The organism is Paenibacillus sp. LBL (assembly GCF_029893715.1).
Classification (GTDB): Bacteria; Bacillota; Bacilli; order Paenibacillales; family Paenibacillaceae; genus Paenibacillus_AQ; species Paenibacillus_AQ glucanolyticus.
In genome coordinates, this window is the sequence record NZ_JARXYU010000002.1 from 63,919 (window position 1) to 90,142 (window position 26,224).

The following is a 26,224-nucleotide window of genomic DNA, read 5'->3' on the forward strand; positions in this document are numbered from 1 at the left end:
ATTCCATGTGTCCCTTCAGATTGACACCACCCGAGCAGTTGCATCATAATGATGTAACATCCCCACATTTAGTAAGGATTATGGTGTTGAATGTGAACGAATAGGGAGTGACATGTCTACGATGACTTTACATACATCTGCAATTGACCGATTGTGCAAACGCAATGTGGAGCTGTCTGCTTTTTCAACGTACGGGATCGGCGGCTCAGCCCATTATTTAGCTATGCCTGAAACCGCCAATGACCTGGCGGAACTGCTGCAGGAATGCAACAAACGCGGGATGCCATGGTACATTTTCGGGATGGGCTCGAATATTCTGTTTCCAGATGAACCGAAGCACGACCTGGTGTTTATATCGCTTAAAAACCTGGTGGATCTGAGGGTATCCGAAGGAAAATGGCACGTTTCATCCGGAACGCCGATGTCTTTGCTCTCTCTGATGGGATTGTTGGGCGGGACGGACCTTCTCGACTTTACCTTTTTGCTGCCAGGCTGCGTCGGGGCCGGCATCTATATGAATGCCAAATATAACGCACGCCAAATCTGTGATATTCTGGATACCGTTTATTATATCGATACAACGGATCCAAGCTTGAGCGTACAGTCCATTCCCGTATCGGAATGTTTGTTTGCCTACAAACAATCCATATTCCAGCAGCGTCCCTGGATTGTTGTAGGGGCCGATCTTAACATTCCGGTCAGCTCGGAAGAGCAGATCAACACGACTTCCGTGCTGCTCACGGATTGGAAGACTCGCGGGAGTCACCCATCCTCATTGCCATCTTTCTTCTCGTTCTTCCTGGGCGAGGTTCATGCGCTGGCAGGCAAGGGGATTCAGACGCCGCAGTCGATGCTCGACATCATCAAGTACCGGACGAGTAAACGCCATTTCGACTACCCATCCTGCGGTTCTGTGTTTAAGAATAATTATGATTACGGGGTTGCGGTAGGCTCGCTCGTAGACCAGCTGAACTTGAAGGGGACGGAGTATGGCGGTGCCATCATCTCTCCGCACCACGGAAACATGATTCTGAACCAGAAGCATGCCAAAGCTACGGACATTCTGTATTTGATGAATCTGATATCAGAGTCTATCAACAATCAATTTGGATTCGTTCCGGAACCGGAGATTGTGCTGGTATAAACCCCGCGCAAAAATAATCTCTGTAAAGGAATTGGAATAAGTAGAATTTAACGCTATAATCAGATAGGTGATCATCTGTTTATTGGTATAAACGATGAAATTTCATGTTGCGAGAGGGGCATTCTATATGGCTAAAACATTAATTTTTGGACACAAAAATCCGGATACGGACACCATCTGCTCTGCTATTGCTTATGCTGATTTGAAAAACCAGCTGGGTCTTTCCGCTGAGCCTGTACGGCTTGGAGACGTAAATGGGGAAACGCAATACGCGCTCGATTACTTCAAGGTTGAAGCACCTCGTTTCGTTGAGACTGTCGCGAATGAAGCAGACGAGGTTATTCTTGTTGACCATAATGAGCGTCAGCAAAGCGCCAGCGATATAGATCAGGTTCGCGTTGTTGAGGTCATTGACCACCACCGTATCGCGAATTTTGAGACAAGCCATCCGCTGTACTATCGTGCCGAGCCTGTAGGCTGCACAGCTACCATCCTGAACAAGATTTACAAGGAAAAGGGTGTAACGGTTCGTAAGGAGATTGCTGGCCTGATGCTCTCTGCCATCATCTCGGACTCCTTATTGTTCAAATCCCCTACTTGCACGGATGAAGATATCGCTGCTGCCCGCGAGCTTGCTGAGATCGCTGGCGTGGATGCAGACAGCTACGGTCTGGACATGCTGAAGGCAGGCGCAGATCTGAGCGACAAAACGATCGCTCAATTGATTTCACTCGACGCCAAGGAATTCCAAATGGGCGGAGCTAAAGTTGAAATCGCACAGGTTAATGCGGTTGACACCAATGATGTATTGTCCCGTCAAGCCGAGCTCGAAGATGCCATTCAGGGCATTATCGCAGATAAAAATCTGGATCTGTTTGTGTTCGTAGTGACGGATATTTTGAACAACGATTCGATCGCTCTTGCCCTTGGCAAAGAGTCCAAAGCTGTTGAGAAAGCGTACAATGTGTCTCTGTCGGAGAACAAGGCGCTTCTTAAAGGCGTGGTGTCACGCAAATCGCAGATCGTTCCTGTTCTGACTGAGGCGTTTAATCAATAATTCAGATGATGTAAGCACAAGCCTGACCATCGCTGATTCATTCAGCGGGTCAGGCTTGTTTTGTCATTTTTTAGTGTTTACCGTTCAGGGCATTGTAGATTTAATCGCTGTTGTTGTGATAAGCGCTTACGAAGATTGAAATATTGTAATGAAATTACATCGAATTGACATCCTTTTTAGAGGTCGGATTCGTATAATGAAGATACAACCGAGAAGTACATAGTAAAGAGTTTCAAGTCCCAGCATTTGGTTTAAAAATAAATTAGAATGCTGTGAACGTTGTGAATATGCCGGGATAGACCCGATGGATTCAGTCCTATTCGATAGAAGCACGAGAGGGAGCGATGAGAAGATGAAGAAGTCGGCTTGGAGTTTGGGAGCGATGATGCTGCTTGTACTCATCATGATGACAACCGTTGGCGTAGCCTCGAGCAACAATTATGAGCCGGTTCCGAAAGCTTCGAATCAGGAAACTGCCTATATAAACGGGCTTGAGCTTAGAGACGGCAAGGTTTACCTGACGGTCGATCCGATCAAATGGTACGAGGGCGAGGAAGCGAATCAGATATTCCGCGAGCGTGAGCAGGATCCCGAGATGACAGAAGCTCCGGATGGATACTATATCGTAAACGATACGGAAGAGCAGATTGAGCTTGCGGTAGCCGATGATGCAGAAGTGCTGCTTCAGCTGTACGATCATACCGGGCGATATGAGGATGCGCAGATTTCCTGGAATCAGATGGTGAGTTTGAACAAGTTCACGGACATCTACCACAAGGACGACATCGTTGACATGAAATGGTTCCCGTTTCATATTACCGTTGAAGATGGTGTCGTTGTGAAGATCATACAACAATACGTGCCTTAAAACATATGGAACATATTAAGAAACAATGATAGAAGCTAACGAATAAAAGCCGCTCCACTGGTTAGGGATAACCGATGGAGCGGCTTTTGCGTTGCCCATTTTATAGGTGCCAGGCGTGAGCTTGTGAATCTTAGCGGGTATGTTTCATCGGTTGGAGTTTCCCGTTCACCACATCACTGACAAACGGAGCAATTTTGGATTTGCGCTCCTCATATTCTTCCTTTGTCATTTTGCCTTCCGACAGCTTCTGATCCAGGCGCTTTGTGATGGCTTGGACTTGTTGATCAATGACGGACTGGACAGGCACGTCCCTTTCCTTCGCAATCTGAGCCAGCGATTTTCCGGATTGGAGCGACTGCTTGAGTTCCTCCGGTGTTGTCTTCAGAAGCTTGGCAAGCTCCTCGCTATCCGAGATCAGTCTGCCATGACGTTGATGCATCCGCTGCTTCTGCCATCCGCCCTTGGCATCCAGCAGCTTATCTGCAGCCGCAGCGTAATCGACGGATTTGCCAAGCTGTTTCGGATGGGAGGCGATTTTTTCTTTTAGCAGCTCGATTACCTTGGCTTTGATCGCCTCCCGGGAAATACCTTGATCCTTGGCTATTTCCGCGAGCGAGGAGGTCTTGAGTTTATCGCGGAGAACCTGAGGCTCCAGCTTCAGAAACTCCGAGAGTGCCTTAAACATATGACCGGGTTTATGTTGCCCGTTCTCGTCCCTGGAAGAGGGAACAGCTGGTGATTCGGTCTGCTGTCCGGCCAGTTCATCCGCAGAAACGGAGACAGGAAGATAAGCGAGGCCCATGACTACAGCGATAGTGAGAAACACCATTCGCTTCATAAACTTCAAGTGGGTTGTCATTGTTGTTTACCGCCTTTCTTGGTGTGGGGTCTTACAGCCATCATTCTTTCCCGCTAAACTGAAATCATCCTTAAAATAACCTTAAAATGGGATGAAAATACATAAATTGAATTTTCACGCATCAAATTGACCATTCTATGAAACTATCGACTCTTCTCTGCTAATATGCTATCATGGAGTCTTGATAACGTGTTAAAGTGAAAAAGCAGTTTACATATGATGTGGATTTATATACATCCTGAATATGACTGCGTTTCATGCCAACGAGGAGGATTTTTTTGATGAAAAAGATAGCATCCGTATTAGCAGGATTTATGCTTCTATTAACCGTGGTTGGCTGCTCAAGCTCGTCAGGCGGGGGTAATGAGCTGGTTGTCGGGATTGACGACAAATTCGCGCCGATGGGATTCCGCGATGAGAGCAATGAAATTGTCGGCTTTGATATTGATTATGCCCGTGCTGCCGCCGAGAAAATGGGCAAGGAAGTGAAATTCCAGCCCATTGACTGGAAAGCCAAGGAATCCGAGTTGAGCAGCGGCCGCATTGATTTGATATGGAATGGCTACACCATCACCGATGAGCGTAAGGAGAAAGTGCTGTTTACGAAGCCATATCTGGAGAACAGTCAGGTTGTAGCAGTATTGTCCGATTCGGCTATTAGCTCAATCCAAGACTTAGCTGGCAAGCAGGTTGGCTTGCAGTCGTTGTCTTCGGCAGCGGATGCATTAAGTGCCAATGAAATTCATGCCCAGGTGGAGAAAATCTCTGAATTCCCGGACAATGTGCTGGCTCTGAGCGACTTGAAGAATGGGCGCGTAGATGCCGTAGTCATTGACGAAGTGGTCATGAAATATTACATGTCCAAGGAAGAGGGAACATACAAGATCCTGGAGGAGTCCCTTGCCCCGGAACAATATGGGATCGGGGTTAAGAAAGGCAACGAAGAGCTGCTGGAAAGCCTGCAGAAAGCATTGGATGAGATGAACTCTGATGGCACGGCAGCTAAGATTTCCGAGAAATGGTTTGGCGAAGACAAGGTGCTGAAGTAAGTCAACCCATGAGGATGCGACCCATCCTTCCATAGGAATTCCATGAAACCGGACTTTGATCAAAGGCTCCGGTTTTGTGTTCCAATCAATCAGTTAACGATATCTTTGAAGAACTTCAAGGGTGAAGGAAGTTTTTCCAATAGGAGTTAGGGATATATGAGTATGGATTACATCGTTCAAATCAGCAAACCGATGCTGGAGGGTGCTCAGACTACGATAATATTGTTCTTTATTGCAATCATTGCATCCATCCCGCTGGGGTTTGTATTCACGTTAATGGTCAGAAGTGCCATCAAGCCGCTGGCTTGGCTTGCCAATACGTACATCTATGTGTTTCGGGGAACGCCGCTGCTGCTCCAGATGCTGTTTTTCTGTTTTGGGCTGCCGGTGCTGCCGGTCATTGGAGAATATCTCGTGCTGGACCGCTTTGTTGCGGCATGCCTGGCATTTGTATTAAACTATGCTGCGTATTTTGCGGAAATCTTCAGAGGGGGCCTTCTGGCGATCGACAAAGGACAGTATGAAGCGTCCAAGGTGCTGGGATTGAACAAATGGCAGACAACCACGAAGGTCATTCTGCCCCAGATGTTTCGCGTGGCACTTCCGGCAGTCTCCAACGAATCGATTACGCTGGTAAAGGATACGGCGCTGCTGTATGCGGTCGCTGTCCCGGAACTTTTACATTTTGCCTATACTGCTGTCAATCGTGATTTTACGATTATGCCGTTTTTTATTGCGGGTGTCATTTATCTGCTGATGACGCTGGTGCTGACGTTGTTCTTTAAATTTCTGGAACGACGATTTAAATACGAATAGAAGGACTGTCGTGTTATGGCCATTATTGAAGTATCCCATATGAAAAAATCCTTCGGCCATCTGGATGTGCTGAAGGACGTCAGCTTTGAAATTCAAAAGAATGAAGTGATTGCCGTCATCGGTCCGTCCGGTTCAGGAAAGAGCACCATGCTCCGCAGCCTGGTGCATCTGGAGGAGATCAACGGGGGATCCATCAAGGTACAGGATCAATACCTTGTGAAGGATGGCGTGTATTCCAATCACTCGCAGATCAAAGCCATCACTTCCCGCATGGGGATGGTATTCCAGCATTTCAACCTGTTTCCTCATCTTACCGTACAGGAGAACCTGGGACTTGCACCTAAACATGTCAAGAAGTTAACCAAGGAAGAAGTCAGGTCCAATAGCGCTGTGCTTCTGCAAAAGGTCGGTTTATCCGAAAAAGCAGAGGTATATCCCGGGAATCTGTCGGGGGGACAGAAGCAGCGTGTTGCGATTGCGAGAGCCCTGATGATGAATCCGGACATTATGCTGTTTGATGAACCGACGTCAGCACTGGACCCGGAATTGACGGGTGAGGTCCTTGCGGTCATTAAGCAATTGGCCGAGGAACATATGACGATGGTGATTGTGACCCATGAGATGAGTTTCGCCAAGGAAGTAGCCGACCGGATCATCTTTATGGACAACGGACAGGTCATGGAGTCCGGAAGCCCGGATCAACTATTTCATCAACCGAAGATGGACCGTACCCGGGAATTCTTAAACCGGGCGATGCGCTAATGATAGACTGGCTTGAAGCTGAATCGGAAGATCGGCTTACTGCCGGTCTTTTTTTTCTGCGAAAAAGTTAAATTTTTTAGTGAAAGCGTTTAATTTATTGGTTGACGGAATCGGATTTGATCGATATCATTGTTTTAGAGATTGTTAAATTGTTTCATATAAATATCTATAAAACAACAGCGAGGAGCGGGTTAATCCATGAGTCATGTCATTACCATTCATTCAGATTTGTCAAAAGGTAAGATCAATCGCAATATTTATGGTCATTTTTCCGAGCATTTGGGTCGCTGCATCTATGAAGGGATATGGGTTGGGGAAGATTCACCGATTCCAAATACGGAAGGGATCCGCAATGATGTCCTGGAGGCGCTGAAACAGTTGAATATTCCGGTGCTGCGCTGGCCGGGCGGTTGTTTTGCGGACGAATATCACTGGAAGGATGGCGTTGGTCCGAGCGAGAACCGCAAGCAAATGGTTAACACGCACTGGGGCGGCGTTGTGGAGAACAATCACTTCGGCACGCACGAATTCCTGCGTCTCTGCGAGCTTTTGGATTGCGAGCCATACATATCGGGCAATGTCGGAAGCGGTACGGTACAGGAGATGTCGGAATGGGTGGAATATATGACTTTCGACGGCGTGTCGCCCATGGCGGCATGGCGTCAGGAGAATGGCCGTGAGAAGCCTTGGAACGTGAAGTATTTTGGCGTGGGGAACGAGAATTGGGGCTGTGGCGGCAATATGCGGCCGGAATATTATGCGGATCTGTATAGACGCTATCAGACCTATGTACGGAACTATGGCGATAACAAAATCTATAAGATTGCTTGTGGTCCGAATGTAGACGATTATCGCTGGATGGAAACCGTGATGAGGGAAGCCCATCCATTCATGGATGCCATCAGCCTTCATTATTACACCGTTCCGGGCGAATTCTGGACAAGTAAAGGCGCTGCTACCGGGTTCAGCGAACAGGAATGGTTCACTACCATGAAGAAGGCGCTTCACATGGATGAGCTGATCACAAGACACTCCGCCATTATGGACCAGTATGATCCGAACAAGCGCATTGGCCTGATCGTGGATGAGTGGGGGACCTGGTTTGATGTTGAACCGGGCACCAATCCGGGGTTTCTGTATCAACAGAATACCATTCGCGATGCTTTGGTGGCCGGTCTAACGCTGAATATCTTCCATGAGCATAATGACCGGGTCGTGATGGCGAACATTGCGCAGATCGTTAATGTGCTTCAGTCCGTCATCCTGACGGAAGGTGAGAAGATGCTCCTTACTCCGACCTATCATGTGTTTGATATGTATAAAGTGCATCAGGATGCCGAACGCCTTGCCACCCACTACAGCGGAGCCGATTATGAGATGGACGGCGAGAAGATTCCGCAAGTATCGGTGACAGCCTCTAGAGATCAAGCTGGTAAAATTCATGTAAGCTTGTGCAATGTGAGCCATGTGGAGCAGAGTGATGTGAGCATTCAACTTCGGGATTTAAGCGGAGCGGTGTCCGGAATCACAGGACAGCAGCTTGCTTCCGGCTCGCTGGACGCTCATAACACCTTTGAATCACCGGATGTACTCAAGCCGACACCATTCGAAACATTTGAACTGCAAGGGGACGTGTTATATGCGAAGCTCCCGCCGATGTCCGTCACCGTTCTTGAGATTACGGCGGAATAAGCGAAGTTATGACAGATCATCGGTGTAAAGGTTGTCATGACGATTACCGGATCAGCGATAAACAAATCGCACGCGTTCTATCCTCCCCGATGTTTGCATCGGACCGGTGCGTGCCGGATGAGGAGTATGAAACCCGTCTTCGTGCGTGCTTCTCTTGTCCAAAGCTGCAAGGGGACACGACGTGCACGCTGTGCGGCTGCATCGTACAGATCGCAGCAAAGCTGAAAGACAAGAGATGCCCATATCCGGGGCAAGACCGTTGGTCGGTTGCCAGTAGCGCTTCATAGAAGATTATAGTCAAGCCTGCCTCTCATGTATGGGTCATGGGAGCAGGCTTTTTTAGTATGGGACAACTTCAATCATCTTTACATAAACTTACAACCTATGTTATGACTAATAGAGAAAAGATCAGAACCATAGGGATAGGGTGTGAACATGAAAAGAGGGGGCTTTCTATACTACTGGACCGCGCATTCGAGCATTTCGCTGGCAGGCGTTGTCTATATCATGGTACTGACCACCTTTATGTATCAGGAATCCGGCTCGGCCTTTATTGCCGCGTTGTTCCCGCTGTTTAACGCAGTGGCACGGTTTGTCGCCGGCTTTACGGCTCCACTTGTCATGGAGAAATTCGGCTTCTCCAAGCTTCTGGTAAGGTTTCAAGTCATGAAAGCTCTGTTGTTAACTGGATTGGTCATTGCATTCCCATACATATCATCTCAGGTTTCCATATTGTGTATGTTCATCTTGTTCATTGCTTTTACCGAAGGATGGGGAAACCCGCTCATCCAGTCCATGGTTCCGAGATTAGTTGCACCTGACCGATTGGTTAAGGCCAACAGCTCACTATCCGTGACCAGCCAATCCTTGCAGATTGCAGGGTATACCTTTACGGGCTTTCTAGTTGTACGGTTTGGACATATGCCGACTTTAATCATGAGCTGCGTACTCATCTGGGTATCCGTCTTGTCCCTTTGGATCGCAGCGCGCTCCATGAAGGCGAAGGAAACGGCTGCGGCTGGACGAGCAAAACCAAGCTGGGAAGTGATTCGTGAAGGCTGGTTCTACCTGTGGAGAAATCCTACATTAAGAATCGTCACGATCATGGATATGATTGAAGGGATTGCCGGAACCATATGGGTGGGAGCGATCACGCTGGTATATGTCAAGGAAGTGCTGCATCAAGGCGAAGCTTGGTGGGGATTTATTAACGCCAGTTATTATGTGGGCGCCATTGTGGGTGGGTTACTGCTGCTGCTGCTGTCTTCCTTTATCCAGAAAAATCTGATTCCATGCATGGCTGTAGGTTCAGCGGTGTTCAGTTTGCTTACCCTGTGGTATGGTCTGAACAGTATCCCGATTGTGGCTTTGATCCTGTGCATTGCGATGGGACCAGCCTATCAGCTGAGGGATGTGGCGCAGCAAACGGCTTTCCAATCCAGTGTAGATCATGAGATGCTGCCGAAAGTATACGCTTCACGTTATATCCTGCTCTCTACGATCACGAGTTTATCAATTGCTGTTATTGGTCTAATAGCCGATACACTCGGCATTCGTATGGTGTATATTGTGGGTTCGATCTGTATTGCGATATCCGCAGGGTTGTCGTTCACGCTTCTGAGGTTGCAGAGGAATTCGGCTTTAGCGACAGAATCGAGCGGAAGCAACTTTTCATAAAATGTTATAAAAAGAGCCGTATCTGGATAAGGCCACTGAAAAAGTCGTAGTTTGACGGGGCAGTTAAATTCATGAAACAAAAGGCGACCTTCATTTCCCAGTAGTAGGGAATGAAGGTCGCCTTTTTGCTTCCCTGGTATATTTCGGTTGATGCAAGCTTGGTTTCTATACTTTTTACATAAATCATAAGCAATTTTACACGGGCATAACCCTTGCAACTTGGCATCAAGTTAGGATGACAACGAACCAGTTAACTCAGGGGAGGGAACACAGGATGAAAGTAGATTTGCATTGCCATACGAATATATCGGATGGCTCCTTATCTTTCGGCGAGATCGTCGCTTTAGCCAAGCAGGAAGGTGTCGGCTATTTGGCAATTACGAATCATGATACGACCAAGGGTTTGGGGGAAATGGTAGAAGCCGGCGTTAAAAGCGGAGTGGAGATCATTCCCGGAATGGAAATTTCGGCTTACGACTTTGAGAGAAATCGTAGAGTCCATATTCTGGGATACTATATCGAAGAGGGGCATCCTGCGCTGGAGGAGATCTGCGAGCCATTGCGGGAAATGCGCCATCAAGCCTCTCTTGTGATGACCAATCGGCTGATCGAAGCAGGCTACAAGATTACATGGGAGCAAATCGAGACTTATGCGAAAGACGGAACGGGTGTTTACAAACAGCATATTATGCATGCTCTGATCGACAATGGTTACACCGACAGCATCTATGGGGATTTGTACAAGGAGCTGTTCGCCCGCGGCGAGAACGGAAAGGCTCCAGGGATTGCCTTTGTCCCGATGAAATATGTTGATGCACGGACGGCGATCCGGGCAGTATTGGAGGCGGGCGGAATTCCGGTTCTTGCTCATCCCGGACAGTACCGCAATTTTGAATTTGTGCCCGAACTGGTAGAGAGCGGACTTGCAGGCATCGAGGTGTGGCATCCACTGCACGGGCCTAAAGATGTGGCGAGAGCGAAAGACTATGCAGCTGAATACGGGCTGATTATGACTGGCGGAACGGATTTTCACGGCTACTATGGCGAGAAGGAAATTGCGCTCGGCAGCATGAATCCGGTTATCAACAGCCTCAATGCCTTAAAAGCTAAAAAAGGAGTTGGCCTGTGATGCATCATATCCATTGTCCCCATGCCGGAACGAAGCTATCGACTGGGCTTCATATTCATGAGACAAGCGATGTCGTTAACAGTCATTTTGGAGAATGGACGTCTGTCGGGCCTTCCAATAAGATTTTCGAATCCCGTTTCGGGGATTACACATACACGATGGATGATGTTACGGTGAATTACGCCGAGATTGGCAAGTTCGGCAATATCGCGTCCCATGCCTGCATCAATCCGGTCCAGCACCCGATGGATCGGGTCACACAGCATCATATGACCTATCGTCGGAAAATGTATGATTTCTCGGATACCGATGATGAGGCTTTCTTCGATTGGCGGCGTACGAACCAGGTCACGATTGGACATGACGTATGGATCGGGCACGGTGCAATCATTATGAAGGGGGTTCACATCGGAACGGGGGCGGTTGTCGGCTCCGGCTCCGTAGTTACGAAGGATGTACCTCCGTTTGCCATCGTGGTTGGCATTCCGGCCCGTATGATCCGAATGAGATTTGAGCCTGAGATTGTGGATCAATTATTACAGATTGCATGGTGGGATTGGCCGCGCAATGTTCTGGAGGAACGGTTCGCAGAATTCAACGATATTCAATCGTTTATCGTCAAGTATGGAGTGTAATACAAATTCAGAATATTAGTAATCAGGGAGGGTTCATCGATGTCGGAAGATCAGGAAATCGTCGATAAATTCATATTCGATATTCGTGCCGGTATTTATGAGCCTGATGACAAGCTTCCATCCGAGAATGAGGTGGCGGATTTGTTTAAAATCCCGCGGATGACTGTCCGCAAAGCGTATACGACCTTGCATGAGCTTGGCTACATCTATTCGAAGCAAGGCAAAGGAAGTTATGTCCGAAACAGACAGCAGCAAATTCCGCTTGTTCTCTCGAATGTCAGTTTCAGCAAGAAAATGATAGAGCTTGGCTTCAGCTACCAATCAAGCAATATTTTTTGCGAACAGATTTCGCACAACAAGAAAATTTATCAGTTCCTTCAGGTCGGCGAGGAAATTCGGGTATTCCGTATCGGAAGACTTCGGCTGATTGATGGGCGGCCTATTGCATTTCATATTTCATATGTAGCGGAAAGCGTGTTCGATGATATCGCGGCCGAAGGCAGACAGATTACGTCGATGTTCGATTATTACAACAGCAAGGGCTATACCGATTACACATCGACAACTACTGAAATAAGCATCGCCTTTCCTTCGAAAAGCGAGCGCGAGTTGCTGGAATGCTCCAGCCTGATTCCTCTGTTGGTGCTGGAATCAGGCTGCGTGGATGAGCGAACCGGCAAAGTGCTGGAGCATACGCGAGTTTTGTATAGAAGCGACTATTTTACTTATATCATAAAACCGTCCCATGAGGAGGAATGATGAATGCAGCGGAGACAACGGACCGAAATTTTGATCAATGGCTCAAGAGAGATTCCAGCCCGATTGGCGCAGCAAATTATAGACCATTATGAAGTAAATACGCTTGAACAGCCCAATAACGGGTTGGTTATGATGAAGGTAAGAGAAACATCGCAAAAAAGCTTGTTCTATCTGGGCGAAGTGTTCGTAACAGAAAGCAAGGTGCAAATTGGCCAAGCGATGGGACTGGGACTCGTTAAAGGGCATGAGTCTGAGCTTGCTTACCAGCTTGCCGTCATTGACGCGGCGTATCAGGCCGGAATTGAAGAAACAAAGCATTGGACGGAAGTATTGCTGGCCGAAGAAGAAGTCATCAACCATAAGAAAAAGGCATTCCAGCACAAAGTTCTGCAAACGAAAGTAAACTTTGAAACGATGGACGACGGAAACTAGGGGAGAGCGGCAGATGAAACTAGATCTCGTGCATGATACGCAGCTTGCGTACAGAAAACTGATGGATTCGATGTCCAGACCCGGACTGATCAGCGAGCTTGGTGAGCTTGCAGGGAAAGTTGGACTGAAATTGAACTGTTTTGATGCGACAGTGCTGCTGGCGGCAGTGCTGCTCGATACGGAAGTGACCTTCAAGATTATTTCGGAAAAGGAAGAAGAGATTGTCAGGCTGTTCAACCAGTTGACGTATGCGAAGGCAGCAGAAACGGCAGCAGCTGATTTCATTTTTGTGCTTAACGATGCGAATTCATTCCAGTTAGAAGAGGCGATACGTAAAGCCAAAGCGGGCGATTTGATCCATCCTCATGCATCGGCGACATTTATCGTAGAGGCGGAGCAGATTACGAATGACAATGGACTGGTTCTGTCCGGACCGGGTATTGAAGACACACATCACGTGCAGGTTTCCACCTGTGGAAGCGAAAGCCGGGGAAGCTGGCTGGATGAGCGTGATTTGAGAAACATCGAGTATCCATTGGGCATTGATATGATCTTTGTCGACCGTGACTCCCGGACGTTATGTTTGCCGCGGACCACTCAAATCAGTAAGAAGGTGAACAATTAATGGGTTATGTAGCAGTCAAAGGCGGAACGATGGCGATCGAGGAATCGATCCGGCGCTTGAAATACGAGCGGGTAAAAAAGGGCATGGTGCTGGAGGTCGATTCTATTGAGTCTGGCATGAGGGGGCTGATTGATCAGGTTATGTCGGAGAGCAGCCTCTACAGCGAAATACTGGCGGCGATCTCTATTAAGCAGGCGGAAGGCAATCCGGAGGAAGCTGTATTTCTGATGAGGGCTTATCGCTCCACATTGCCCCGCAAACATTATTCCAGAACGGTTCATTCCGATGACATGCAGGTGGAACGCAGGATTTCGGCAAGCTTTAAAGATATTCCCGGAGGTCAAATTTTAGGTGCTACGACGGATTTTATCCATAGATTAATCGATTTCGATCTTATGAATGAAACCGAAGAAGAAGTTATGGGCTGGCTGGCGGATTTCGAAAATCAGGATACGTCTGCAGAGGATATGGACAAAACGGATTTGCAACGTTTGCCGAAGGTGCTGGATTATTTGCGGAAAGAGGGCTTGATTGCGGATTGCGAGAATGATGATCGGGAACCGGATGACGTGACGCGCAAGAGCCTGAAGTTTCCGGCCAGCCGCAGCGAAAGGTTACAGGTACTGACGAGGGGGCAGACAGGAACCGTTACTTCTTTCGCTTACGCCTCTCTGCGGGGCTACGGTCAATTGCACCCGACGGTCGGAGAGCTCCGTGTCGGAGATTTGCCCGTCTATGTAGATAATCCGGTAGGCAGCCTTGACCCGGACGACGCTTATTTTATCGGCAATGTCAAAGTCACTGAGGTGGAAATGCTCATTCCGGTTACGGTCAAGAAAGAGCATGGCAAGAAGGAGATTGAACTGGAGATCGGATACGGCATTTGCTATGGACAGAACGAGACCAAAGCGATAGCCATGGGGATATTGGATAACACCCTTGGCAGCAAGAATCCCGACTTTCCTACCGAAAATCAAGAGTTTGTGCTCTATCATATTGATTCCGTTGAGGCAACAGGATTTGTGTCCCACCTCAAAATGCCGCATTACGTCACCTTTCAATCGAAGCTGGACAGTGCGCGGAAGACGAAAAAGGCAGACAAATCTGGTGCTGAGGAGGAGAAGAGCGAATGAATATCGCTTACAATTTTGCTTTTTTTGACGAGGGCTCCAAAAGGGAAATTAGACGGTCGACACTAAAGGCAATCGCGATTCCGGGATATCAGGTGCCGTTTGCCTCACGGGAAATGCCGATTGGCCGGGGCTGGGGTACCGGCGGCTTGCAGCTCACCCTGTCCCTGATCGGTAAGAAGGATATGCTGAAGGTCATTGACCAAGGGGCGGACGAATCGGTGAACGCAGTCAATATCAAGAAACTGGTTACCAAGACAACAGGGGTGCGAACCGTAGATGACACGGAGGACGCAACTGTCGTTCAATCCCGGCACCGTATTCCGGAAGTTCCCCTGAAGGAGCATCAGATTTTGATCCTGCAGGTTCCGCTGCCTGAGCCGCTTCGTTATTATGAGCCAAGCGAGTTCGTAACACAGCGGCTGCATGCGGAGCAGGAATACAGCGGCGCATGGCTGATGCTGTTCGAGCAAATTATGAAGTACGGCCATATGTCCACAGGCGCGGACCATCCCGTCATGGTGCAGGACCGCTACGTGATGGCCCCTAGCCCGATTCCGCGCTTTGATAATCCGAAAATGAATTATTCGAAAGCTTTGATTTTGCTTGGCGCAGGCCGGGAGAAGAAGATTTACGCCGTTCCTCCATTCACCAAGGTCGTATCTTTGGCATTTGACGATTATCCGTTCGAGGCCGAAAGCTTTGAGGGAGCCAGCTGCTGGCAGTGCGGAGCTACAGGAGTGTTTCTGGATGAACTGATCGATGAGGGAACAGGGGAGACGTATCATCAATGCAATGATACCAGCTATTGTATCTCCCGATTAAACGCTCGACCGGCGAATCATTAATTTTCCGGCAAACCTAAAAACGCAGCAAAATGTATAGGAGGTAATACAACATGGATGATTTTGACCGGCCGATATTATCTGTTAACCACTTAAGCAAGCAATTCGGACCCGGCTGTATTCATTGTAGCTCGGGACAATCGGATTCATTAATTAAAAACTACTGTCCGACATGCGGCACCGTATACGCATGCCGTGACATTTCGTTCGATCTGTATCCCGGGGAAGTATTCGGTATCGTCGGGGAAAGCGGGAGCGGGAAATCTACTCTGATGCAATGCTTGTATTTCGATCAGGAGGTTACCGAAGGTGAGGCCCTTATTGCCAGCTACAAGAACGGCGAGGCCAACATATTCGAGGAGTCCTCACAACAAAAGCGTTATATTCGCAATCATCAGATGGGGAAGGTGTATCAAAATCCGATGCTTGGCCTGCGGATGGGCTTCTCGTCAATCGGCAATATTGCGGAGAAGCTGATCGCAGCCGGTGGCAGAAATGTCGGAGCGATGGAAGCGAGAGGCCGCGATCTGCTGGAGCATGTGAATATTCCAATCCGCCGGATGAAGGAACCGCCTAAAAATTTCTCGGGAGGCATGCAGCAGCGCGTGCAAATCGCAAAGGCGCTATCGAACAACCCGCCGATTCTGCTATTGGATGAGGTTACAACCGGACTTGACCTTTCGGTGCAGGCAAACGTGCTTGACTTGATTAAAAAGCTGCAAAGAGAGCTGAACATCAGCATGATTATCGTTTCGCATGATCTTGGCGTCATCCGGATGCTGGCCGACCGGACGATGGTCATGCTGGATGGCAAGGTCATAGAGTATGGTCTGACGGATCAGATTTTGGAGGACCCGCAGCATCGGTATACGCAGCAATTGGTTCACTCGCTGTTATAATCGGCAGACAACAGATGAAAGTAGGGGGAAATATGTATCTCATCACGGGTGGAAAAATCATAACGGAGGAAGCCATACTGGAAGGGTTCGATCTGTTGATCGCCGGCAACCGCATTGAAAAAGTGGTTAAACAAGGAGAATTCAATCCGGATGAAACCATTCAGGTGATTGACGCCGAAGGCGGATATATCTCGCCGGGCTTCATTGACTTGCATTCCGACTACATTGAGCATATGGCAGCTCCCAGACCGACATCCTTAATGGACTTTCATTTAAGCGTTAGGGAGACGGAGAAGGAATTGATTACGCATGGCATCACGACCATGTATCATTCGCTTTCCCTCTTTAAAGACACGGAGTATGCTTATAAGCCGATCCGTGAAACGGAAAACGTAAAGCAGTTAATTGATATTATCGATAAAACCCATCACAGCAAGCATCTGGTTCGCCACCGCTTCCACGCACGGCTTGAAATCGACAACGTTGAAGAGATCGCGAATTTGAAAACTTTTATCGCAGAGAAGAAAGTGCATCTATTATCCTTTATGGATCATACACCGGGTCAGGGACAATACAGAAACTTGGAAATATATCGTGCTACGGTCAAGGGCTACAGCAATAAGAGCGATGAAGAGATCGCACAGATTCTGGAAAGGCATCAGCAGAAAGAGAAGCTTACAATCGACGGCATCCGGGAACTTGCGCAATTTGCCCGGGAGCATCAGATTACGATTGCCTCGCATGATGACGATTCGCTTGAGAAGCTCGAGCTTGTCCAAAGCTTTGGCGCAGTGATCAGTGAGTTCCCGATCACGCTTGAGATTGCATTGAAGGCGAAGGAGAACGGAATGTTTACCATTGCCGGCGCGCCGAACGTGCTGCTGGGCGGCTCGCATAGCGGAAATCTATCTGCGCCGGAGGCGATCCGGGCGGGTAGCATCGATATTCTGTGCAGTGATTATTACCCGGCCGCATTGCTGCACGCCGTATTTGAAATGAACCGCAAGCACGGCATGGATCTGGTCGAGATGTTTAAGCTGGTTACGCTGAATCCTGCCAAAGCGATCAAGCTGGATCATGAGCTTGGTTCGATTCGGGAAGGCAAGACAGCAGACTTGTTAATTATCGAAAAAATTGAACCGAACTTTCCGGTAATTACAGCGGTGTTCGTCGATGGAAGACTTATTCAAAAAACCAATTACCGTTAAACCGGGGGGGAATTTAGTGGAACCTATACTGAGCATTCATAATTTGTCTAAATCCTTTATGCTTCACAATCTGGATAAACATATTAAAGCCATTGATCGTGTTGATTTCGAGCTGCAGGAAGGCGAATTTGTCGGAATAACCGGGAAGAGCGGAAGCGGGAAATCGACAATTTTGAAAAGTATTTATCGCACATATGTCATCAACGAAGGCAGCATCTGGTACATCTCGAAGAGATTCGGCCGGATGAATTTAGCAGAGGCATCGGAACGGGAAATGGTTTATTTGCGGAAACATGAAATTGGATATGTGTCTCAATTTTTAAATGCAATGCCCCGCACAACCGCAAGAGAGCTGGTAGAGCAGGCCATTGTCGAGATGGGAAACGAGGAAGACTTTGCGAAGCAGGAGGCAGAACATATGCTGGCCCACTTCGAACTGGATGAATATTTGTGGGACAGCTACCCTGCAACATTCTCCGGGGGAGAGAAGCTGAGGCTTAACATAGCCAGAGCGATGGTGAAGCATCCGAGGCTGCTGCTGCTGGATGAGCCGACGGCAAGCCTCGATAATGCTTCCAAGATCAAGGTCAGAGAATTGCTGGAACAGCTGATGCGCGAAGGGACAACGATGCTGGGGATTTTCCATGATCTTGAGTTCATGAAAAATTTGTGTCATCGCGAATACAACATGCAGAACGGAATTTTTAGCGCTATTTAATAAATGGGAATTATTACTCCTCTTAATAAAAGTAAACATATAAGTTAATTCCTATATAACATGTAATCTATATTGTATTAATTGCGAGGCATTGCTAATTAGGCTAACTTAATCAGTTTAAATTAGAAGAGGTGACTATTGTGAAAAAATTGTTGTCTATTATCCTGGCTTTAGTTATAGTAACGATTTTTGCTGGTTGTTCGTCCAATTCGGCTGGCAGCGACACGCTTACCATTGCATGGCTACCGAATGAATCCGGCGCCGATCTTGGAGAAGCTCGCGATGAAATCGGTAAGGTGATCGAAGAAGCGACCGGCAAGCAAGTAAAGCATCAGACGACAACCGATTATATTATTACGATTGAAGCGATTGCAAACGGCAACGCCGATCTCGCGTTCTTTGGTCCTCAAGGTTATATCGAAGCTCACGATAAAAACGAAAAAGTTTTGCCGCTTGTCGTACCGAGCGGATCATCAGGAACATTGGACGATGCTGTTTACTACAGCTGGCTGGCTGTTAAGAAAGGCAACGAAGACGAATACAAGGATGGTGACGGATTTAAAATCGATCCGATTGCCGGCAAGAAAATGTCCTTCGTGTCCACAAGCTCCACTTCCGGCTTTAAAGTACCATCGTCCGGTATCGTAGGGTACTTCAGCAAAATGGATCCGTATAAAGAACTGAAAGCCGATGACCTGCTGGAAGGCGGCAATGGAAAATTTTTCAGTGAAGTGCTTTACGGCAACTCCCATCAAGGTTCCGCAGTTAACTTGCTGAACGGCAAAGCAGATGTAGCGGCGTTTTGCGATTCATGCGTAAATAACTATGTTGAACGGGTAGACGGCGAGGAGAACAGAGCGGGAGCCGTTTACAAAGTGAAGGACGATGCTGAAGAACCGTTCAATGCATTCAAGGGAGAAGAGTTTGAACTGATTTCGGTTACTCCGGTGTTGAACTCTCCATTCGTAGTGAATACAGACAACGTGGATCAAGCTACGGTGGACAAACTGCTCGCGGCTTTGACTTCTGACGAAGTTACAAATAATCCGAAAGTATTCGTTCCGAAGGATTCCGGGTTTTCAGGCATTTTCGCGAAATCCGGAGACGAGAAACTGCTTCCGGTTGATGACGCATGGTTTAACCCGATCAGAGAATTGTCCAACTAATCGCATCAAAGGGGAAAACAAATGAAAGCATTATTGGAAGTGCGACGGGTATCGAAGAAATATGGCAATGGGAGCACAGCTTTGTCCGACGTCAGCTTCAGCATTCAAGAAGGCGAATTTGTTTCCATCATCGGACCATCGGGAGCGGGGAAATCCACTCTCCTTCGATGCATCAATCGGATGATAGAGGTAAGCAGCGGAGAAGTTGTGTTCCAGAATGTGAACGTTACAAAGTTGGGTAAAAAGCAGTTGAAGCAAGTCAGAAGAACGATCGGCATGATCTTTCAGCATTATAATTTGGTAAACAGACTCAGCGTTATCGAGAATGTGCTGCACGGCAGGCTTGGCTATAAGTCGACACTGGCCGGTATGCTGGGTTTGTACAACGAAGAGGAAAAGAAGAAAGCTGTAGAAATATTGGCCATGCTCGGATTGCAGGACCAAATCTACAAGAGAGCCGATCAGCTAAGCGGCGGTCAGAAGCAGCGCGTAGGTATTGCCCGGGCACTGGTGCAAGAGCCTAAGCTCTTGCTTTGCGATGAACCAATTGCTTCTTTGGACCCGAACGCGTCCAAAACCATTATGGATTATCTTAAAACAATATCGACTACACTGGGGATTACCGTACTCGTGAATCTTCACCAGGTGGATGTTGCATTAAAATATTCCGATCGAATCATCGGGGTAAACAAGGGAAGAATCATCTATGACGGAGTGCCGAGAGAAATGACTTCAGATATGATCCACAATATCTACGGCTCCGAAACGGGAGATCTTCTGTTTGACCTCGGAGGTGAAAATGCTGGGTAACTTTTTTCTAAGAAAAAGGATGAATTTTCTTGCATACTTCGGACTCTTGATTATTATTGCTTTCGTGGCTGGCGTCATTACAGAATATGATCCGGTTAAGGGTTTCACCTCTATTCCGAAGGCGATTGTCTGGGGCTTTACGAATTTCTACCCGAATGTAGAATCATTCGAGAAGCTCCCTGACATTTTGCAGAAAATAAGGGAGACGCTGCTCGTATCCGTCGCCGCAACTGTGACAGGAGGAGCTTTTGCTTTCCTGTTCGCTATCTTCGGCGCTCACACGACCCGATTCAATGTGTTTCTCGGAGTGATTAGCAGAGGGATTGCAATCGTTTTCCGTAACATTGATTTTTCAGCGTGGGCAATGATTCTGCTTTTCTCTTTCGGACAGAATGTGATGACTGGATATTTCGCGTTGTTTTTCGGATCATTTGGCTTTTTGACCCGGGCCTTTATGGAAACCATTGATGAAGTAAGCGGCGGTCCAGTTGAGGCCCTTAAAGCTACTGGTGCAGGATATTTCTCAATCGTATTTAAATCGGTCGTTCCATCTACCATGCCTCAGATGATTAGTTGGGTGTTGTTTGCGATTGAAACCAACATACGTCAGGCTACGCTTGTAGGCATCCTCACCGGAACGGGCATAGGCTTCGCATTTGATTTGTACTACAAAAGTTTGAATTACCATGCGGCCAGTCTCGTCGTAGTTGTCATTGTCATCGCGATACTTTTGATAGAATGGTTATCAAATTACGTCAGGAGGGTGATCCTGTAATGATTACCCGATCCGAAACGAAAATCAAGGTGAAATCATTCAACAAGGCAACGCTGGTTATCCGAATGACGCTGCTTGTATTGGTGTTGGTGACCCTACTGGGCTTTTTTACTTTTGATTATAAAGGAATACATGTATTTGATGGCATTGTCTTGACAGGGCAGACGTTTCTAACGATGTTTTTGGAGCCGCATTTTAGTCACTTTACTTTTGTTGAATTAATTTCCAAGCTATTCATAACGATTGGGCTGGCCATCCTGACAACAATGTTAGGAGCCGCGATTTCACTTTTTCTGGCCCTGGTTGCCGCCCGGAATTTGGCGTCAAAAACAACTTCTAATATCATTAGAGGTATTATTGCCGTCATCCGAGCGGTTCCGACGGTGCTATGGGTATTGATTTTTGCCGTAGCCGCCGGACTCGGGAGCGTAGCAGCAGTTATCGGTATGAGCTTCCATTCTATCGGATATTTGGTCAAAGCTTACTCCGAATCGTTCGAGGAGATGGATGACGGAGTGATCGAAGCATTGAAGGCGAGCGGAGCCACTTGGTGGCAGATCGTATTTCAGGCAGTGCTCCCTTCATCGATGACTTACCTGCTTTCTTGGACGTTTTTAAGATTTGAAATTAATTTTACCGTAGCGGTTGCGATGGGTGCTGCAGCGGGTGCAGGCGGAATCGGATATGATATGTTTATGGCGAGCGTATTCTATTACGATCTGAGAGAAGTCGGTATTATTACTTATTTTATGCTGTTATTTGCAATATTATTGGAAGTATTCGCAACCCGTTTGAAGCGCAAGCTTCGGCTTAATGCGTAAAATTGATCAAAAGGAATCCAGAGAGACAAGCCCTAATACCGTAAGACCCTGACTGGCTTCATGCCCTTTCAGGGTTTCTTTTTTTTGAATGAGTGAAAAAAACTTCTTATTACCGAGGTCATCACAACATTGTTGTTTTATGCCATTTTGACTTAAGTGACTAAGTTTAATGTTGCGGTTTCAACTCCTGGCGCCTTCTCTTTTAACACTCCTTTTATGCTTCTAATACAAAACCTGCTTCTTTTACCGGCAATTAATAAATGTAATCACTTTAGTTAATCCCGCGGAAACAGTCAATTTCTATACTTTAAGAGGGTTAAAAACAACGTAAATATATGATAAACCCACATTAATTCACAGGGAGTGCGAAAAAACATGAAATATTGGTTGAAGAAAGAGTTAGCATTGGGTCTTGTTCTAAGCTTATTTGTTTTGATGCTGGCTGCTTGTGGAGGTTCAGACAGCAAAGAAGCAACTACAAGCGGAGATACGAGCGCTAATCCTGCTGCGGAAGAAATTTCAGTAGCCGATCTGGAAGCCAAGGCGAAGGAAGAAGGCTCTGTTGTAAGCGTCGGCATGCCGGATTCTTGGGCGAACTGGAAGGATACATGGGAGGATCTGAAGAGCAAATATTCTCTTACACACACAGATACGGACATGTCGAGTGCAGAGGAAATCGCGAAATTTGAGGCGGAGAAGGACAAGCCTACTGCCGACATCGGTGACGTAGGTATTGCCTTCGGACCGGTTGCGGTTGATAAGGGGGTTACGCAGGCCTATAAAACCTCCTATTGGGATGAAATTCCGGACTGGGCTAAGGATAATGAAGGCCACTGGATCGTTGGCTACCAGGGCTCTATCTCGATCTTTACGAACACACAGCTTGTTCAATCGGCACCGCAAAGCTGGGAGGATCTCAAGAACGGCGACTATAAAATTATTGTTGGCGATGTAACGAAGGCAGCACAAGCGCAAATGGCCGTATTGGCGGCAGCAATGGCTTATGGCGGCGATGAATCGAACATCGAGCCGGGAATAGCTTACTTCGAAGAGCTTGCGAAGAAGGGTCGTCTGTCCAATGCAGAAGCTTCACTGGCCAACATTGAGAAGGGCGAGGTTCAAGTCACGCTGTTATGGGACTTTAACGCTCTCAACTATAGGGATCAATTGGGTGCGGATAAATTCAGCGTAGCTATTCCTAAAGAGGGCAGTGTTGTCAGCGGTTATGCAACGATTATCAACAAATATGCTCCCCACCCGAATGCCGCCAAGCTTGCCCGTGAACATATTTTGAGCGACGAAGGCCAGATTAACCTGGCTAAAGGTTATGCGAGACCGATCCGTGACAGCGTACAGCTTCCTGAAGAGGTAGCCGCCAAGCTTTTGCCTGCGGAAGCTTATACCAACGTGAAGCCGGTTAACGATTACAAGGTATGGGAAGAAACCGCGAAGACTCTTCCGCAGCTTTGGCAGGAACGCGTGCTTGTTCATATGAACTAATGAGCAGGCCTAAAGGTGGAGCGTCTTCGTCTTCAGACGAACGACGCCCCTTTTTATAAGAAGGAGAGTGAGGGCATGAGTCGTAGGAATCGATGGTTTTTACTGGGGCTAGTCCCTTTTGTAGTGATGATCGTCCTGTTTCAGTTAGCTCCAATCCTGTCGATGGTGACGGGAAGCATTAGTCAAGGGAACGGTTCGGGCTTTACGCTTGATTATTATTCGAGGATTATCCATAGCGAATTTTATTTGAAAGCGATTAAGAACAGTTTGCTGATTTCCATTTTTTCTAGCGTGATTGGCATTGCAGCCGGACTGATTTGCGCTTATTCGATTACGCGATTCTCGCCAAAGATGCGGGATCGGTTGTTGATGCTGTCTAATATGACATCGAATTTTGCTGGTGTTCCGCTTGCGTTCGCTTATATTATTCTGCTTGGCAGCAATGGGGTGTTTACGTTGCTCTTTAAGCAGTGGGGCTGGAGCGTGTTCGCCGATTTCAATTTATATAGCTGGACAGGACTTGTTCTGGTTTATGTGTACTTTCAGATACCTCTTGCTTTATTGCTGCTGTACCCTTCCTTTTACGGGATCCGGGAACAGTGGAAGGAAGCGGCTTCCCTGTTAGGCGCAAGCAAATGGCAGTTTTGGAGAACGATCGGGCTGCCTATTTTGACGCCTGCTGTTTTCGGTACGTTGGGAATTTTGTTCGCTAACGGGATGGGGGCATACGCAACAGCCTATGCCTTGGTTGGAGGCAATTACAATTTACTTGCAGTTCGGATAGGATCATTGGTCGCGGGGGATGTGGTCAATGAGCCGCAGCTCGGCAATGCACTCGCGGTTATACTGGCTTTATCGACGCTGCTGGCAGTGTATCTTAATCATAAAATGACACAGCGTTCAAAGATGCTTCAATCCGGATTTACAACAAAGAACACCAGGAGCCTGCGGATATTTCCCAAGCTTAAGTCCTCGGCAGTGAAGGAGGAACTGTAATGGAAACCCATAGAAAGAAGGCAAGCTGGGGCCATCGATCACTAATGCTCCTCTTGATGGTTTATTTGCTGCTTCCCTTGCTTGCTACGTTGATTTATGCGTTCGCGAAGGAATGGCAGGCAACGATCCTGCCGGAGAGCTGGACGCTGTCCTGGTTCAAGGAGATGCTTCAGGATGTTAGGTTTATGGAAGCCCTATGGACCTCGCTATATCTCTGCATCATTAGTGTGGCGCTGAGCCTCGCCGTTATGCTGCCAGCCGTGTTTATTATTACCGTTTATCTGCCCAAGCTGGAGTCGTTCATGAAGGGAGTTGTTGTCCTACCTTATGCCGTGCCCGGCGTCGTTGCAGCGGTAGGGTTGATTCGGGCCTATTCCTCGGGGCCGATCCCTATTGCAGGCACAGCGTATATTTTGATCGGTGCGTATTTCATTATTATTTTGCCTTACATGTATCAAGGGATTCGTAACAGTCTATTAACTGTGTCTGCGGTTGAACTGGTTAACTCGGCTGAGATGCTAGGCGCCAGTCGATTGAAAGCTTTCATAACCGTAATTATGCCCAATATTTGGCCAGGGATCGTTACTTCTACATTGTTATCGTTCTCCGTATTATTTGGTGAATTCGTTCTAACGAACATGTTGGTTGGCGGGCATATTCAGACCATCCAGGTTTATCTGTATCAAAGGGTCAACGAAAACGGGCATTTGGCCAGTGCCATTGCGATTTCCTACTTTTTGTTTATTCTGGTGCTGTCTATGATCCTAATGAAGCTGGGCAAAAAAGTGAACAAGGGGATATCAGGATGAAACCATATTTGAGGCTTGAAAGCATCCGCAAACAATTCGGGGATACTCCGGTGCTTAATAATGTGAATTTGGATATTCGTGAGGGAGAACTCGTTACGCTGCTCGGTCCATCCGGCTGTGGAAAAAGTACGCTGCTGCGCTGCATTGCCGGCCTGACGGACCTCGATGGCGGACATATTTTCCTTGATAGTAAGGACATCGTGAACCTGCCGCCCCGGAGCCGTGAGATCGGCATGGTATTCCAATCCTATGCTCTGTTTCCGAATTTGTCGGTCAGCGAAAATATAGAGTACGGGATGAAAATGAGAGGAGCTTCCAAGGAAGCCAGACGAAAAAGATCTGCTGAATTGTTGGAGCTTATTGATCTTGGAGAAAAACGGGATGCTTATCCCCAGCAGCTGTCGGGAGGTCAACAGCAGCGCGTCGCGCTTGCCCGTTCACTTGCAGTTAAGCCTAAGGTTCTCCTGTTGGATGAGCCCCTTAGTGCTCTGGATGCGAAAATCCGAAAAAACCTGCGGTCGGAAATTCGTGAGATTCAGAAGAAATTCAATATAACAACGATCTTCGTGACTCATGATCAGGAGGAGGCGTTAACTTTATCCGATCGGGTATGCCTGATGAATAAGGGAAGCATCGTTCAACAGGGTACTCCGGAAGAACTGTATACAACTCCACGCACAGAGTTTGTCGCGCAGTTCATGGGAAGCTATAACGTGTTGACTCGTCCCGAGGTACTGCAATTATTCGGTAAGGCGAATGGTGATGGGGATAGCTTCGCCATTCGGCCTGAGGCGTTACTATTGGTGGGTGCGGACACATTGAGTGAAGCATCGCGTGAAGATAAGCAAATCGTTGAGGGTACTGTCCATTCGATATCCACTCTGGGCAATATTATTCGTTATACCATTGATGCCGCCGGCGTAAGGTTAATCGTAGATGCGCTTAATGATGGCCGATCCTTGAGAATTCGAGAGCAGAGCCTTGTGAATCTTGCCTTGGATCGTTCTCAACTGTTGCAGCTAGAGAAGGAAGGAGTATAAAAT

General features: G+C 47.6%; 28 protein-coding genes. 27 read left to right on the plus strand and 1 reads right to left on the minus strand.

Features of this window, described 5'->3' with window-relative positions:
• Positions 1 to 121: 121 nt before the first annotated feature.
• The 3 genes from M2277_RS05515 to M2277_RS05525 all read left to right on the plus strand — a co-directional run bounded on the left by M2277_RS05515 (position 122) and on the right by M2277_RS05525 (position 3,069).
• Complete coding sequence (locus tag M2277_RS05515; protein ID WP_006211106.1) at positions 122 to 1,144, plus strand: UDP-N-acetylmuramate dehydrogenase; 1,023 nt, start codon at positions 122 to 124, stop codon at positions 1,142 to 1,144.
• 127 nt (positions 1,145 to 1,271) lie between these two features.
• Positions 1,272 to 2,201 (plus strand): manganese-dependent inorganic pyrophosphatase, encoded by a 930-nt coding sequence (locus tag M2277_RS05520; protein ID WP_036642302.1) that lies wholly within the window; start codon positions 1,272 to 1,274, stop codon positions 2,199 to 2,201.
• A 352-nt stretch (positions 2,202 to 2,553) separates the two neighbouring features.
• Positions 2,554 to 3,069, plus strand: coding sequence for a hypothetical protein (locus M2277_RS05525; RefSeq protein WP_006211104.1), 516 nt, complete (start codon positions 2,554 to 2,556; stop codon positions 3,067 to 3,069).
• A 130-nt stretch (positions 3,070 to 3,199) separates the two neighbouring features.
• On the opposite strand, the gene M2277_RS05530 is transcribed toward M2277_RS05525, so the two are convergent.
• On the minus strand, positions 3,200 to 3,928 hold the full coding sequence (locus M2277_RS05530; RefSeq protein WP_280754329.1) for a hypothetical protein: 729 nt from the start codon (positions 3,926 to 3,928) through the stop codon (positions 3,200 to 3,202).
• A gap of 281 nt (positions 3,929 to 4,209) precedes the next feature.
• Between M2277_RS05530 and M2277_RS05535 the strand changes: the two genes are divergently transcribed.
• From M2277_RS05535 to M2277_RS05650, 24 genes are all read left to right on the plus strand, one after another.
• The gene (locus M2277_RS05535) at positions 4,210 to 4,977 is read left to right on the plus strand and encodes an amino acid ABC transporter substrate-binding protein (protein ID WP_280754330.1); all 768 of its coding nucleotides are present in this window, start codon (positions 4,210 to 4,212) and stop codon (positions 4,975 to 4,977) included.
• 156 nt (positions 4,978 to 5,133) lie between these two features.
• Positions 5,134 to 5,793: an amino acid ABC transporter permease gene (locus tag M2277_RS05540; protein ID WP_280754331.1), complete on the plus strand. Its 660-nt coding sequence runs from the start codon at positions 5,134 to 5,136 to the stop codon at positions 5,791 to 5,793.
• 15 nt (positions 5,794 to 5,808) lie between these two features.
• Positions 5,809 to 6,555, plus strand: a complete 747-nt coding sequence (locus M2277_RS05545; RefSeq protein ID WP_006211100.1) for an amino acid ABC transporter ATP-binding protein — start codon at positions 5,809 to 5,811, stop codon at positions 6,553 to 6,555.
• Positions 6,556 to 6,753: 198 nt separating this feature from the next.
• Positions 6,754 to 8,247: an alpha-N-arabinofuranosidase gene (locus tag M2277_RS05550; RefSeq protein ID WP_280754332.1), complete on the plus strand. Its 1,494-nt coding sequence runs from the start codon at positions 6,754 to 6,756 to the stop codon at positions 8,245 to 8,247.
• 8 nt (positions 8,248 to 8,255) lie between these two features.
• A complete protein-coding gene (locus tag M2277_RS05555) occupies positions 8,256 to 8,534 on the plus strand; it encodes a DUF6171 family protein (RefSeq protein WP_148246996.1) in 279 nt (92 codons plus the stop codon).
• A 148-nt stretch (positions 8,535 to 8,682) separates the two neighbouring features.
• Entirely contained in the window at positions 8,683 to 9,924 is a 1,242-nt protein-coding gene (locus M2277_RS05560) for an MFS transporter (protein WP_280754333.1), read from the plus strand.
• A gap of 274 nt (positions 9,925 to 10,198) precedes the next feature.
• Complete coding sequence (locus tag M2277_RS05565) at positions 10,199 to 11,053, plus strand: PHP domain-containing protein (RefSeq protein ID WP_006211097.1); 855 nt, start codon at positions 10,199 to 10,201, stop codon at positions 11,051 to 11,053.
• Entirely contained in the window at positions 11,053 to 11,688 is a 636-nt protein-coding gene (locus M2277_RS05570; RefSeq protein ID WP_280754582.1) for a DapH/DapD/GlmU-related protein, read from the plus strand. The genes M2277_RS05565 and M2277_RS05570 overlap by 1 nt, the downstream gene beginning before the upstream one ends.
• Positions 11,689 to 11,727: 39 nt before the next feature.
• Complete coding sequence (locus M2277_RS05575) at positions 11,728 to 12,447, plus strand: GntR family transcriptional regulator (protein ID WP_280754334.1); 720 nt, start codon at positions 11,728 to 11,730, stop codon at positions 12,445 to 12,447.
• Positions 12,448 to 12,450: 3 nt separating this feature from the next.
• Entirely contained in the window at positions 12,451 to 12,879 is a 429-nt protein-coding gene (gene phnG, locus M2277_RS05580) for a phosphonate C-P lyase system protein PhnG (RefSeq protein ID WP_280754335.1), read from the plus strand.
• Positions 12,880 to 12,892: 13 nt separating this feature from the next.
• A complete protein-coding gene (phnH, locus tag M2277_RS05585) occupies positions 12,893 to 13,504 on the plus strand; it encodes a phosphonate C-P lyase system protein PhnH (RefSeq protein WP_280754336.1) in 612 nt (203 codons plus the stop codon).
• On the plus strand, positions 13,504 to 14,637 hold the full coding sequence (locus M2277_RS05590) for a carbon-phosphorus lyase complex subunit PhnI (RefSeq protein ID WP_280754337.1): 1,134 nt from the start codon (positions 13,504 to 13,506) through the stop codon (positions 14,635 to 14,637). Before phnH ends, M2277_RS05590 begins: the two co-directional genes overlap by 1 nt.
• Complete coding sequence (locus M2277_RS05595) at positions 14,634 to 15,482, plus strand: alpha-D-ribose 1-methylphosphonate 5-phosphate C-P-lyase PhnJ (protein ID WP_036642322.1); 849 nt, start codon at positions 14,634 to 14,636, stop codon at positions 15,480 to 15,482. The genes M2277_RS05590 and M2277_RS05595 overlap by 4 nt, the downstream gene beginning before the upstream one ends.
• A gap of 50 nt (positions 15,483 to 15,532) precedes the next feature.
• Complete coding sequence (locus M2277_RS05600) at positions 15,533 to 16,378, plus strand: ATP-binding cassette domain-containing protein (protein ID WP_280754338.1); 846 nt, start codon at positions 15,533 to 15,535, stop codon at positions 16,376 to 16,378.
• A gap of 32 nt (positions 16,379 to 16,410) precedes the next feature.
• Positions 16,411 to 17,586, plus strand: coding sequence for a phosphonate metabolism protein PhnM (phnM, locus tag M2277_RS05605; RefSeq protein WP_036642326.1), 1,176 nt, complete (start codon positions 16,411 to 16,413; stop codon positions 17,584 to 17,586).
• Positions 17,587 to 17,602: 16 nt separating this feature from the next.
• A complete protein-coding gene (phnL, locus tag M2277_RS05610) occupies positions 17,603 to 18,304 on the plus strand; it encodes a phosphonate C-P lyase system protein PhnL (protein ID WP_148247002.1) in 702 nt (233 codons plus the stop codon).
• A gap of 140 nt (positions 18,305 to 18,444) precedes the next feature.
• Entirely contained in the window at positions 18,445 to 19,470 is a 1,026-nt protein-coding gene (locus M2277_RS05615) for a phosphate/phosphite/phosphonate ABC transporter substrate-binding protein (protein ID WP_006211086.1), read from the plus strand.
• Between the two features lie 21 nt (positions 19,471 to 19,491).
• Complete coding sequence (gene phnC / locus M2277_RS05620; protein ID WP_006211085.1) at positions 19,492 to 20,280, plus strand: phosphonate ABC transporter ATP-binding protein; 789 nt, start codon at positions 19,492 to 19,494, stop codon at positions 20,278 to 20,280.
• A complete protein-coding gene (locus M2277_RS05625; RefSeq protein ID WP_036642330.1) occupies positions 20,270 to 21,055 on the plus strand; it encodes a PhnE/PtxC family ABC transporter permease in 786 nt (261 codons plus the stop codon). Before phnC ends, M2277_RS05625 begins: the two co-directional genes overlap by 11 nt.
• Entirely contained in the window at positions 21,055 to 21,876 is an 822-nt protein-coding gene (locus M2277_RS05630) for a PhnE/PtxC family ABC transporter permease (protein WP_228030028.1), read from the plus strand. The genes M2277_RS05625 and M2277_RS05630 overlap by 1 nt, the downstream gene beginning before the upstream one ends.
• A gap of 375 nt (positions 21,877 to 22,251) precedes the next feature.
• Complete coding sequence (locus M2277_RS05635) at positions 22,252 to 23,376, plus strand: ABC transporter substrate-binding protein (RefSeq protein ID WP_148247004.1); 1,125 nt, start codon at positions 22,252 to 22,254, stop codon at positions 23,374 to 23,376.
• Between the two features lie 75 nt (positions 23,377 to 23,451).
• Positions 23,452 to 24,372: an ABC transporter permease gene (locus tag M2277_RS05640; RefSeq protein ID WP_148247005.1), complete on the plus strand. Its 921-nt coding sequence runs from the start codon at positions 23,452 to 23,454 to the stop codon at positions 24,370 to 24,372.
• Positions 24,372 to 25,181: an ABC transporter permease gene (locus tag M2277_RS05645; RefSeq protein WP_036642335.1), complete on the plus strand. Its 810-nt coding sequence runs from the start codon at positions 24,372 to 24,374 to the stop codon at positions 25,179 to 25,181. Before M2277_RS05640 ends, M2277_RS05645 begins: the two co-directional genes overlap by 1 nt.
• The gene (locus M2277_RS05650) at positions 25,178 to 26,221 is read left to right on the plus strand and encodes an ABC transporter ATP-binding protein (RefSeq protein WP_280754339.1); all 1,044 of its coding nucleotides are present in this window, start codon (positions 25,178 to 25,180) and stop codon (positions 26,219 to 26,221) included. Before M2277_RS05645 ends, M2277_RS05650 begins: the two co-directional genes overlap by 4 nt.
• The last annotated feature ends 3 nt before the right edge of the window (positions 26,222 to 26,224 follow it).

Bases quoted from the DNA above. Each gene is read 5' to 3' on its own strand.
- M2277_RS05515 (WP_006211106.1), top strand. From the start codon at position 122: ATGACTTTACATACATCTGCAATTGACCGATTGTGCAAACGCAATGTG.
- M2277_RS05520 (WP_036642302.1), top strand. From the start codon at position 1,272: ATGGCTAAAACATTAATTTTTGGACACAAAAATCCGGATACGGACACC.
- M2277_RS05525 (WP_006211104.1), top strand. From the start codon at position 2,554: ATGAAGAAGTCGGCTTGGAGTTTGGGAGCGATGATGCTGCTTGTACTC.
- M2277_RS05530 (WP_280754329.1), bottom strand. From the start codon at position 3,928: ATGACAACCCACTTGAAGTTTATGAAGCGAATGGTGTTTCTCACTATC.
- M2277_RS05535 (WP_280754330.1), top strand. From the start codon at position 4,210: ATGAAAAAGATAGCATCCGTATTAGCAGGATTTATGCTTCTATTAACC.
- M2277_RS05540 (WP_280754331.1), top strand. From the start codon at position 5,134: ATGAGTATGGATTACATCGTTCAAATCAGCAAACCGATGCTGGAGGGT.
- M2277_RS05545 (WP_006211100.1), top strand. From the start codon at position 5,809: ATGGCCATTATTGAAGTATCCCATATGAAAAAATCCTTCGGCCATCTG.
- M2277_RS05550 (WP_280754332.1), top strand. From the start codon at position 6,754: ATGAGTCATGTCATTACCATTCATTCAGATTTGTCAAAAGGTAAGATC.
- M2277_RS05555 (WP_148246996.1), top strand. From the start codon at position 8,256: ATGACAGATCATCGGTGTAAAGGTTGTCATGACGATTACCGGATCAGC.
- M2277_RS05560 (WP_280754333.1), top strand. From the start codon at position 8,683: ATGAAAAGAGGGGGCTTTCTATACTACTGGACCGCGCATTCGAGCATT.
- M2277_RS05565 (WP_006211097.1), top strand. From the start codon at position 10,199: ATGAAAGTAGATTTGCATTGCCATACGAATATATCGGATGGCTCCTTA.
- M2277_RS05570 (WP_280754582.1), top strand. From the start codon at position 11,053: ATGCATCATATCCATTGTCCCCATGCCGGAACGAAGCTATCGACTGGG.
- M2277_RS05575 (WP_280754334.1), top strand. From the start codon at position 11,728: ATGTCGGAAGATCAGGAAATCGTCGATAAATTCATATTCGATATTCGT.
- phnG (WP_280754335.1), top strand. From the start codon at position 12,451: ATGCAGCGGAGACAACGGACCGAAATTTTGATCAATGGCTCAAGAGAG.
- phnH (WP_280754336.1), top strand. From the start codon at position 12,893: ATGAAACTAGATCTCGTGCATGATACGCAGCTTGCGTACAGAAAACTG.
- M2277_RS05590 (WP_280754337.1), top strand. From the start codon at position 13,504: ATGGGTTATGTAGCAGTCAAAGGCGGAACGATGGCGATCGAGGAATCG.
- M2277_RS05595 (WP_036642322.1), top strand. From the start codon at position 14,634: ATGAATATCGCTTACAATTTTGCTTTTTTTGACGAGGGCTCCAAAAGG.
- M2277_RS05600 (WP_280754338.1), top strand. From the start codon at position 15,533: ATGGATGATTTTGACCGGCCGATATTATCTGTTAACCACTTAAGCAAG.
- phnM (WP_036642326.1), top strand. From the start codon at position 16,411: ATGTATCTCATCACGGGTGGAAAAATCATAACGGAGGAAGCCATACTG.
- phnC (WP_006211085.1), top strand. From the start codon at position 19,492: ATGAAAGCATTATTGGAAGTGCGACGGGTATCGAAGAAATATGGCAAT.
- M2277_RS05625 (WP_036642330.1), top strand. From the start codon at position 20,270: ATGCTGGGTAACTTTTTTCTAAGAAAAAGGATGAATTTTCTTGCATAC.
- M2277_RS05630 (WP_228030028.1), top strand. From the start codon at position 21,055: ATGATTACCCGATCCGAAACGAAAATCAAGGTGAAATCATTCAACAAG.
- M2277_RS05635 (WP_148247004.1), top strand. From the start codon at position 22,252: ATGAAATATTGGTTGAAGAAAGAGTTAGCATTGGGTCTTGTTCTAAGC.
- M2277_RS05640 (WP_148247005.1), top strand. From the start codon at position 23,452: ATGAGTCGTAGGAATCGATGGTTTTTACTGGGGCTAGTCCCTTTTGTA.
- M2277_RS05645 (WP_036642335.1), top strand. From the start codon at position 24,372: ATGGAAACCCATAGAAAGAAGGCAAGCTGGGGCCATCGATCACTAATG.
- M2277_RS05650 (WP_280754339.1), top strand. From the start codon at position 25,178: ATGAAACCATATTTGAGGCTTGAAAGCATCCGCAAACAATTCGGGGAT.